Origin of the sequence: Microbacterium sp. 71-36 (genome assembly GCF_001898305.1) — a bacterium.
Lineage (GTDB): Bacteria > Actinomycetota > Actinomycetes > Actinomycetales > Microbacteriaceae > Microbacterium.
Genome location: NZ_MKTP01000002.1, coordinates 338,940 through 349,210 on the forward strand (window position 1 = coordinate 338,940; position 10,271 = coordinate 349,210).

Annotated in this window: 7 protein-coding genes; all 7 read left to right on the top strand. The window is 70.7% G+C overall.

The window, feature by feature from the left end; all coding sequences use genetic code 11:
- Nucleotides 1-129 precede the first annotated feature (129 nt).
- On the top strand, nt 130-951 hold the full coding sequence (locus tag BGO45_RS10180; RefSeq protein WP_292693701.1) for an aldo/keto reductase: 822 nt from the start codon (nt 130-132) through the stop codon (nt 949-951).
- A gap of 37 nt (nt 952-988) precedes the next feature.
- Nucleotides 989-2,827, top strand: a complete 1,839-nt coding sequence (locus BGO45_RS10185) for an alpha/beta fold hydrolase (protein ID WP_292693704.1) — start codon at nt 989-991, stop codon at nt 2,825-2,827.
- Nucleotides 2,828-2,925: 98 nt separating this feature from the next.
- On the top strand, nt 2,926-5,430 hold the full coding sequence (locus tag BGO45_RS10190; RefSeq protein WP_292693706.1) for a glycogen/starch/alpha-glucan phosphorylase: 2,505 nt from the start codon (nt 2,926-2,928) through the stop codon (nt 5,428-5,430).
- A gap of 142 nt (nt 5,431-5,572) precedes the next feature.
- Complete coding sequence (locus tag BGO45_RS10195) at nt 5,573-6,214, top strand: HD domain-containing protein (protein WP_292693708.1); 642 nt, start codon at nt 5,573-5,575, stop codon at nt 6,212-6,214.
- Nucleotides 6,215-6,265: 51 nt separating this feature from the next.
- On the top strand, nt 6,266-7,255 hold the full coding sequence (nusA, locus tag BGO45_RS10200; RefSeq protein WP_292693711.1) for a transcription termination factor NusA: 990 nt from the start codon (nt 6,266-6,268) through the stop codon (nt 7,253-7,255).
- Between the two features lie 33 nt (nt 7,256-7,288).
- Nucleotides 7,289-7,540, top strand: coding sequence for a YlxR family protein (locus BGO45_RS10205; protein WP_292693714.1), 252 nt, complete (start codon nt 7,289-7,291; stop codon nt 7,538-7,540).
- A gap of 93 nt (nt 7,541-7,633) precedes the next feature.
- Nucleotides 7,634-10,271: translation initiation factor IF-2 (gene infB, locus BGO45_RS10210; protein WP_292693716.1), on the top strand; the 2,638-nt coding region annotated here is incomplete at its 3' end.

The window sequence follows — 10,271 nt, forward strand, 5'->3', positions numbered from 1 at the left end:
ACTGCATCCCGCCGACAACTCCACTGCACGCTGCAGTGGGGATGTCAGGGGGATGCAGTCTCGCGGTCTCCCGGCGCCGCCCGGAGTCGCAGCGACCCCGCGGCCGCGGGCGGCGATAGCGTGGATGCCATGATCGCAGCGCCCCGCGTGCCCCTGTCCGACGGCTCCTCGATCCCGCAGCTCGGGGTGGGCACCTACAAGGTGCCGGCCGAGGTCACCGCCGACCTCGTCGCGGGAGCGCTCGCCGCCGGGTACCGGCACGTGGACACGGCCGCGCTGTACGGCAACGAGCGCGAGGTCGGCGAAGGTGTGCGGGCGTCCGGCCTCGCACGTGACGACGTCTTCGTCACGACCAAGGTCTGGAACGACGACCACGGGTTCGACGAGACGCTGCGGGCGTTCGACGCGAGCCTGGAGCGCCTCGGCCTGGATCGCGTGGACCTCTACCTCATCCACTGGCCGATCCCCAGCGCCGATCGCTACGTCGACACGTGGCGTGCGCTGGTGCGGCTGCGGGAGGAGGGACGCGCGACCTCGATCGGCGTGAGCAACTTCTCGCCGAAGCACATCCAGCGGCTGCGCGACGAGACGGGCGTGCTGCCGGTCATCGACCAGGTCGAGCTGCACCCGCGGTTCCCCCAGCGTGAACTCGTCGACTGGAACAGGGCGCACGGCATCGTCACGGAATCCTGGGCTCCCCTCGCGCGCGGCGGGCTGCTGGACGAACCCGTGCTCGCCGACATCGCGGCGCGCCACGGGAAGACGCCCGCGCAGGTCGTGATCCGCTGGCACCTCGATCGCGGCCTCGTCGTGTTCCCGAAGTCGGTGTCGCTCGACCGGCTGCGCGAGAACGGCGACGTGTTCGACTTCACCCTCGACGACGACGACGTCGCGCGGATCGCGACGCTCGAAACCGGAGAGCGTACCGGGCGCGACCCCGACCTCGACTGAAGGAGCCGGGCCGTCCGGCCCTGCCTATCATGGCCTGATGCCCGCGACCCGACGCCCGTCACCGCGCCGGTGGAACGCCCTCCCCGCGCTCGTGCGCGATGCGCCGCCGCGGGTGCTGCTGGTGGTCGGCGGGGTCGTGGTGGTCCTCGGGGCGCTCATCGTGTCGCGTCCGCTCACCTCGATCGTCCTCCTGGGGCTCTACGTCGGGGCGAGCGCCGTGGTGATGGGCGTGCTCGAACTGGTCGGGCGACCCGCGGGGTGGTGGGCGCGGGCGGTGTCCGCCGCGTGGATCGTCGCCGGCGTCGCCGTGCTGGTGTGGCTGGGGCGGAGCCTCGAGCTGCTGCCCCCGGTGCTCGCGGTCCTGCTGGTCATCGGTGGTCTGGCCTCGATCGGGCGGGCCGTCTCCCGCGGCACGGCGAGCGCGCGTGTCCTCTCGCTGGCCTGGGGAGTGGCCCAGGTCGCGTTGGGTCTGCTGTCGTTCACGTGGCCCGATGTCACGGTCCTCGTCCTCGCGGTGGTCTTCGGTGTGCGCACGATCGTCTTCGGCGTCGGCATCTTCGCCCGGGGGGTGGTGGGCATCCGTCGCCCGCGCCCACGAGCGACCCCGTTCGACCCCGAGCGTGCGGTTCGGCGTCGTCGCGCGCGTGCGGGATGGGCGGCGGCGGGACGCTACGCACTCTCGCTCGTGCTCGTCGCGACCGCGGCGGGCGGCTGGTGGCTCAACGATTGGCTCGACGACGGCGCCCCCGTGGTCGACGCGTTCTACAACCCGCCCGCCGAGGTGCCGAGCGGGCACGGCCGTCTCATCCGTTCCGACGCCTACTCGGGGCGACTGCCGGAGAACGGGGATGTCACCCGCATCCTCTACACGACGCGGGACGCCCTCGGCCGTCCGGCCGTGTCCAGTGCTCTGGTCGTCGTGCCGAAGGATCCGCCACCGGGCCCGCGCCCCGTGATCGTGTGGAACCACGGCACGACCGGCGTCGCCCAGGGCTGTGCGCCGAGCCTGCGCGACGCGTCGGCGACGAAGTGGTCGATCCCCGCGCTCGAACAGGCGCTGAAGGCGGGGTGGGTGGTCGTGGCATCCGACTTCTCCGGCCAGGGTGCGCCGGGCGCCTACCCCTACCTGATCGGAGAGGGCGAGGCGCGGTCATCGCTGGACGCGGTCCTGGCCGCGGGGGAGTTGCGCGCCGACCTGACCCTGTCGCCCGACACCGTCGTGTGGGGCCACTCGCAGGGCGGTCACGCGGCCCTGTGGACCACGGCGATCGCGCCCGACTACGCCCCCGGGATCGACGTGCTCGGCACCGCGGTCGTCGCGCCCGTCGCCGACCCGCCCGCTCTCGCACGGGAACTGCTGTCCGGGCCGCCGAACGCCATGCTCTCGGTCATCACCTCGTGGGTGCTCGTGCCGTACTCCCGGACCTACCCCGACGTGCACCTCGACGACTACATCGCCGAGGGTTCCCGCTCGATCGTGCTGGAGATGACCCAGCGCTGCCCCAGTGAACCCGGCGTCGTGGTGTCCGTCCTCACGGCCCTCGGGGTCTCGGAGGACCGGCCGCTCTACAGCGCCGACCTCACCGACGGAGCCCTCGGCCGCCGCCTCGCCGAGAACGCGATCACCCGTCCACTGGGGACACCCATGCTCGTCGCGTGGGGTGCCGACGACGAGGTCATCCCGCCGCGACTGCAACGCGAGTACGTCGACCGGCTGTGCTCCGAGGGGCAGCCGGTGCGGTGGGCCACCTACGCCGGGTACGACCACCTGCGCCCGATCCTGCCCAAGTCGCGGTTCCTGCCGGTGCTCTTCGACTGGACGAAAGACCTGATCGAACGGCGCAACCAGGTCGTCGACGGCTGCGGTCTGCGCTGACCACGGGGATGCGTCGGCCGTGCGGCGACCAGGTGAAGATCCTGTGTCGAAGCCCGTGCCTCTTGGCGCACGCGGTCGGTTCTCATTACGGTCGAACCGTGCCCGAGAACTCTTCCTCCGCGTCCGAGCTCCGCCCGACCCACCCGCTCGCGCTCGCGCCCGTGGCGGCTCCGCCGGCGTCGGTCGACGGCTTCGTCCGCCGTTTCCTGCAGAACCTCAACTTCGACCAGGGCGTCGCGCTGTCGGCATCCGACGACAACGACCGCTACCTGGCGTTGGCGGGGACCGTCCGCGACTACCTGATGGCCCGGTGGCTCGACGACCAGGCCCAGCAGAGTCGACAGCAGTCCAAGACCGTGTGCTACCTGTCGGCCGAATACCTGCTGGGGCGTCAGCTCGACAACAACCTCCTCGCCGCCCGTCTCACCGACATCGCCACCGAGGCGCTCGCCCAGTGCGGCATCGACATCGCCGACCTCCGGGCGCTCGAGATCGAACCCGGACTCGGCAACGGCGGCCTGGGGCGCCTGGCGGCCTGCTTCATCGACTCGCTGGCGACGATGAGCATCCCCACCATCGGCTACGGCATCCGCTACGAGTACGGCATCTTCCGCCAGGCGTTCGCCGACGGGCAGCAGGTCGAGCAGCCCGACGCGTGGCTCCGACTCGGCGCGCCGTGGGACTTCCCGCACCCCGAGGCCGCACAGACGATCTCGTTCGCCGGACACACCGAGACGTACGACGACGACGGCGTGAAGCGCACCCGCTGGGTGCCCGAGTGGAACGTCCTCGCCGTGCCGTACAACATGATGGTCCCCGGCTATCACAACGGGCGCGTCAACACCCTGCGTCTGTGGCGGGCGGTGGCGACGAACGCGTTCGACCTGCACACGTTCAACTCCGGCGACTACGTCGCGTCCGTGCGCGCGCAGACCTTCGCCGAGAACATCTCCAAGGTGCTCTACCCCGAGGACTCCACGCCGCAGGGCAAGGAACTCCGCCTCCAGCAGCAGTACTTCTTCGTCGCGGCCTCCATCGCCGACTTCGTCGAGAACGTCCTGCCGGAGGGCTTCGACCTCGAGAAGCTCCCCGAGCGCGTCATCTTCCAGCTCAACGACACGCACCCCGTGATCGGCGTGCCCGAGCTGATGCGCGTGCTCATCGACGAGAAGCACCTGGAATGGGATGCCGCGTGGGCGATCACGCAGAAGTGCTTCGCGTACACGTGCCACACGCTGCTCCCCGAGGCACTCGAGGTCTGGTCGGTCGACCTGCTGGGGCGCCTGCTGCCGCGGCACCTGGAGATCATCTACCGCATCAACGACGAGTTCCTGCTCGAGGTGCGCGAGCGCTTCGGCGACGACGAGATGCTGATCCGCGACATGTCGATCATCGGCGAGCACCCGTACCGCTCGGTGCGGATGGCCTACCTCGCCACGGTCGCGGGGTCGAAGGTCAACGGCGTCGCCGAGCTCCATTCCCAGCTCCTCCGCGACAACGTGCTGAAGGACTTCGCGAAGATGTGGCCGGAGAAGTTCACCAACGTGACCAACGGGGTGACGCCGCGCCGCTTCCTGCGCCTGGCGAACCCCGAGCTCTCGACGCTCATCACCGAGACCCTCGGCGCCGGGTGGACCGTCGACCTCGAGAGGCTGCGCGGCCTCGAGGCGTTCGCCGACGACCCCGAGTTCCGCGAGCGCTTCGCCGCGGTCAAGGCGGCCAACAAGCGTCGACTCAGCAGTGTCCTGGCCGCCCGCGACGGCACGACGCTCGACGACGGGCACCTGCTCGACGTGATGATCAAGCGCCTTCACGAGTACAAGCGCCAGACGCTCAAGGTGCTGCACATCGTCCACGCCTACGACGGCATCGTGTCCGGTCGGGTGCGCGTGGAAGACGTCCAGCCGCGCACGTTCCTCTTCGGCGCCAAGGCTGCGCCGGGGTACGCGATGGCGAAGCAGATCATCCACCTCATCAACGCCGTGGGCGAGGTCGTCAACGCCGATCCGCGCGTGCAGGGGCGCCTGAAGGTGCTGTACCCCGCGAACTACAACGTCACGCTCGCCGAGAGCATCATCCCCGCGGCCGACCTGTCCGAGCAGATCTCGCTGGCGGGCAAGGAGGCGTCGGGTACCGGCAACATGAAGCTCGCGCTCAACGGAGCCCTGACGATCGGCACCGACGACGGCGCGAACGTCGAGATCCGTCAGCTCGTCGGCGACGAGAACTTCTTCCTCTTCGGCATGAGCGAGCCCGAGGTCGAGGCGCTGTGGGCCGAGGGCTACCGCCCCGCGGACTTCTACCACGCGGACGAGCGGCTGCGCCGGGCCATCGACCTGATCGCCGCCGGGACGTTCTCGGACGGTGACCGGACGGTGTTCGAGCCGCTCATCTCCAACCTCCTCTACGACGACCGCTTCATGGCGCTCGCCGACTTCGGGTCCTACATCGACGCGCAGGAGCGGGTCGACCTCGCCTACGCCGATCAGGACGCGTGGGTGCGTTCGGCGATCCTCAACGTCGCGCGCAGCGGCTTCTTCTCCTCCGACCGGGCGATGCGCGACTACCTCGACCGCATCTGGCACGCCACGCCGGTCAGCTGAGAGCGGACGGATGCCACGGCCCCCGGGTCGTGGCATCCGTCGTTCTGCGGAGTTGGCGGGAAGGCGGCGGAAGTCGGCCGTCCCGCGCGGGTGCGCGGCGGGCTCGAGCGGCAGAGTGGGAACCCCCACCCCAGGAGGCTCCGTGCGCATCGCCGACATCCCCGTGCCCGACACCCTCGCCGCCCGCGGCGCCCGCGCCCTCGCGGAGCAGTACCAGTCGTCCGCGATCACCGCGCACGCCGTCCGCTCGTGGCTGTGGGCCGAGGCGTTCGCCCTGGTCGACGGCATCCGGGGCATCGACCACGAGCTGCTCTACGTCTCCGCGGTGCTGCACGACATCGGCACCGTGCCGGAGTTCGACAACCACGCGATCTCGTACGAGCACGCGGGCGGGCACGTCGGCGTCGCGCTCACGGCCGGCGCCGGGTGGGGGCGCGAGCGGCGCGACCGCGTCGTCGAGGTCATCGTGCGGCACAACTGGCCGAGCGTGGATCCGGACAGGGATGCCGAGGGCTACCTGCTCGAAACCGCGACGGGCCTCGACATCTCGGGGGCGCGGCCCGACGCGCTGCCGCCCGAGTTCGTGCGCGAGGTCGTGACCGCGCACCCCCGCGGCGCGCTGGCGGCCGAGTTCGGGGCGTGCGTCGTCGATCAGGCGCGGCGCAAGCCCGACACGGCGGCGCGGCGTCTGGTCGACGGGGGAGTGATCGACAAGCTGGCGGCGAACCCGCTCGAGCGCATCGCCGGGCACGGTCGCGGGGGAGCCGGCATCCGGGTATCGTAGGAGGGTTGTCGGCGCCGTTCGTGCCGACGAGAGCTGAATACGGAGGGTCTTGTGGACATCGATCTCGCACTTCTGAAGACGATCGAACGCGAGAAGGAGATCCCCTTCGACGAACTCGCGCGGATCATCGAGCAGGCGATCCTCACCGCCTACGCCAAGCACATCTCGTCCGAGGGCGAGATCCCTGCCGGGGCCCGCGCCGAACTCGACCGCAAGAGCGGCCACGTCGGCATCTACACGCCCGTCCTCGACGAGGAGGGCGCCGTGATCGGCGAGGAGGAGCAGGCTCCCGACGACTTCGGTCGTATCGCCGCCTTCGCCGCGAAGCAGGTCATCAGCCAGCGTCTGCGCGACATCGCCGACGACGCGGTGCTGGGGGAGTTCAAGGGCAAGGAGGGCGACATCGTCGCCGGCGTCGTGCAGCAGGGTCCGAACCCGCGCATGGTGCACGTCGACCTCGGCACCGTCGAGGCGATCCTGCCCCCCGAGGAGCAGGTGCCGGGCGAGACCTACGCCCACGGTTCGCGGCTGCGCGTGTACGTGACCAGCGTGTCCAAGGGCACCAAGGGGCCGCAGATCACGGTGTCGCGCACGCACCCCGGCCTCGTCCGCAAGCTCTTCGCCCTCGAGGTCCCCGAGATCGCCGGCGGTCTCGTCGAGATCGTGTCCCTCGCCCGCGAGGCCGGCCACCGCACGAAGATCGCGGTGAAGGCCAACGACCCGACGGTCAACGCCAAGGGCGCCTGCATCGGCGAGCTCGGCCGCCGGGTGCGCGCGGTGACCGAAGAGCTGGCCGGCGAGAAGATCGACATCATCGACTACGACGCCGAGCTGCCGAAGTTCGTCGCCAACGCCCTGTCGCCGGCGAAGGTCACGTCCAGCTTCGTCCTGGATGCCACGACCAAGGCCGTCCGCGCGCTGGTGCCCGACTACCAGCTGTCTCTCGCGATCGGCAAGGAGGGCCAGAACGCCCGTCTCGCCGCCAAGCTCACGGGCGCGAAGATCGACATCCAGCCCGACAGCATCCTCGAAGACAACTGAGCGTCCGTCGTCCGGACGACGGCGAGGTGTACGATGGAACCTGTACGAACGTGCGTCGGATGCCGCGCACGTGCCCCCCGATCATCGCTTCTGCGTGTGGTCGCGGACGGGTCGGTCCTCGTCAGAGACGAGCGGGCGGTCCTGCCGGGACGGGGTGCGTGGGTGCACGAGACGGACGCGTGCGTCGGGAAAGCTCTCGCACGCCGCGCCTTCGTACGAGCATTGCGTGTGTCAGGCCCGCTTGACACGCAGACCTTCGAATCAACCCTCCAGCGAAACGGCTGAACGGCTATGGACACGAAGTGAACGGCTCGAAATGAGACCCGTCCGCAACTAACGGTCTGCCCTGTCCGGGGTAGGCCCTCAGACAGGAGAATTGTGGCAAAACCACGCGTGCACGAGATCGCTTCCGAACTCGGCGTCGACAGCAAGGTCGCGCTTGCGAAGCTGAAGGAGCTCGGCGAGTTCGTCAAGAGCCCTTCGTCCACCATCGAGCCCCCGGTGGCCCGTAAGCTCCGCGCCGCCCTCGCGGCCGAGGGGTCTTCGGGATCCTCGGATGCCAAGCCCGCCGCGGCGTCCCGCCCCGGCGCGCGTCCCGGCCCGGCCCGCCCCGCGGCGACCCCCGGTGCGCGCCCGTCGGGCCCGACGCCCGGACCGGCTCGCCCGGCCGCGCCGAAGAGCGCCCCCGCCTCCGAGGCGCCCGCCGCCGCGGCACCGGCGCCGGCTCCCGCGGCGCCTGCAGCCCCCGCCGCGCCCGCAGAGCAGAGCCCCGCACCCGCGGCGCCCGCCTCGCAGGCCCCGAAGCCCGGTGGCCCCAAGCCCGGTCCCGCCGGCGCAGGCTCGCAGCCCCCGCGTCCCGGCGGCTCCCCGCGTCCCGGCAACAACCCCTTCGCCTCGGCGCAGGGCATGGGTCAGCGTCCCGCCGGCCCCCGCCCGGGGAACAACCCCTTCGCCTCGGCGCAGGGCATGGGCCAGCGCCCGACCCCCGGCAACATCCCGCGTCCCCAGGCCCCGCGCCCGGGTGCTCCGCGTCCCGGCGCTCCGCGCCCCGGCGGTGCCGGTCGTCCCGGTGGCGGCGGTCGTCCCGGTGCTCCCTTCCAGCAGCGTCCCGGCGGTCCCGGTCGTCCCGGCGGTGCCGGTGGCGGCTTCCAGCGTCCCGGTGGCGCCCCCGGTGCGGGTGGCGGCGGCTTCGCCGGCCGTCCCGGCGGTGGTGGCGGCCGTGGTCGCGGTCCCGGCGGTGGTACCGCGGGTGCCTTCGGTAAGGGCGGCGGCAAGTCCAAGCAGCGCAAGTCGCGTCGGGCGAAGCGGCAGGAATTCGAGATGCGGTCGGCGCCGGTCGTCGGCGGCGTCAACGTCTCGAAGGGCAACGGCGAGATCATCCGCCTGCGTCGTGGTGCCTCGATCGCCGACTTCGCGGACAAGCTCGAGGCCCTGCGCGGCTACACCGTGCAGCCCGGCACGCTCGTGACCATCCTGTTCAACCTGGGTGAGATGGCCACCGCCACCGAGTCGCTCGACGAGGCGACGTTCGAGGTGCTCGGCGCCGAACTCGGCTACAAGATCCAGATGGTCTCGCCCGAGGACGAGGACAAAGAGCTCCTCGAGGGCTTCGGTCTCGACCTCGACGCCGAGCTGGAGGCCGAGAGCGAGGACGACCTCGAGATCCGTCCTCCCGTGGTCACCGTCATGGGCCACGTCGACCACGGTAAGACGCGACTGCTCGACGCCATCCGCCAGACCAACGTGGTCGCGGGCGAGGCCGGCGGCATCACGCAGCACATCGGTGCGTACCAGGTCTGGACCGAGCACGAGGGCATCGAGCGCGCGATCACCTTCATCGACACCCCGGGTCACGAGGCGTTCACCGCCATGCGTGCCCGCGGTGCGCAGGTGACCGACATCGCGATCCTCGTGGTCGCGGCCGACGACGGCATCATGCCCCAGACGGTCGAGGCGCTGAACCACGCCCAGGCGGCGAACGTGCCGATCGTGGTCGCGGTCAACAAGGTCGACAAGCCGGACGCCAACCCCGCGAAGGTGCGCCAGCAGCTCACCGAGTACGGTTTGGTCGCTGAGGAGTACGGCGGCGACGTCATGTTCGTCGACGTCTCTGCCCGCCAGGGCACGAACATCCAGGAGCTCCTGGACGCCGTGCTGCTGACGGCCGACGCCGGTCTCGACCTGACGGCCAACCCGAACAAGGCGGCCCGCGGTGTCGCGATCGAAGCGAAGCTCGACAAGGGCCGCGGTTCGGTGGCCACCGTGCTCATCCAGTCCGGAACGCTGCGCGTCGGCGACGCGATCGTCGCGGGAACGGCGTACGGCCGCGTCCGAGCGATGATCGACGAGAACGGCGATGCGGTCGACGAGGCCTACCCCTCGCGTCCCGTCCAGGTGCAGGGCCTCAACTCGGTCCCGCGTGCCGGCGACGTCTTCATCGTCACCGAGGAAGACCGCACCGCGCGCCAGATCGCCGAGAAGCGCGAAGCCGCCGAGCGCAACGCCCAGCTGGCCAAGGCCCGCAAGCGCATCTCGCTCGAGGACTTCACCCGCGCTCTCGAAGAGGGCAAGGTCGAGTCGCTCAACCTCATCATCAAGGGTGACGTGTCGGGTGCCGTCGAGGCGCTCGAGGAATCGCTGCTCAAGATCGAGGTCGACGACAGCGTCCAGCTGCGCATCATCCACCGCGGTGTGGGTGCGATCACCGAGTCGGACATCAACCTGGCCACGATCGACAACGCGATCGTGATCGGCTTCAACGTCCGCCCCGACACCAAGGCCCGCGAGCGCGCCGCCCGCGAGGGTGTGGACGTCCGGTTCTACTCGGTCATCTACAACGCGATCGACGACGTGGAGCAGTCGCTCAAGGGCCTGCTCAAGCCGGAGTTCGAAGAGGTGCAGTCGGGTGTCGCCGAGATCCGCGAGGTGTTCCGCTCCTCGAAGTTCGGCAACATCGCCGGTGTCATCGTCCGCTCGGGCACGATCACGCGCAACGCCAAGGCGCGCGTCATCCGCG

Excerpts from the sequence above, each read along its gene's own strand:
- BGO45_RS10180 (WP_292693701.1), top strand. The coding sequence starts at position 130 with ATGATCGCAGCGCCCCGCGTGCCCCTGTCCGACGGCTCCTCGATCCCG.
- BGO45_RS10185 (WP_292693704.1), top strand. The coding sequence starts at position 989 with ATGCCCGCGACCCGACGCCCGTCACCGCGCCGGTGGAACGCCCTCCCC.
- BGO45_RS10205 (WP_292693714.1), top strand. The coding sequence starts at position 7,289 with ATGGAACCTGTACGAACGTGCGTCGGATGCCGCGCACGTGCCCCCCGA.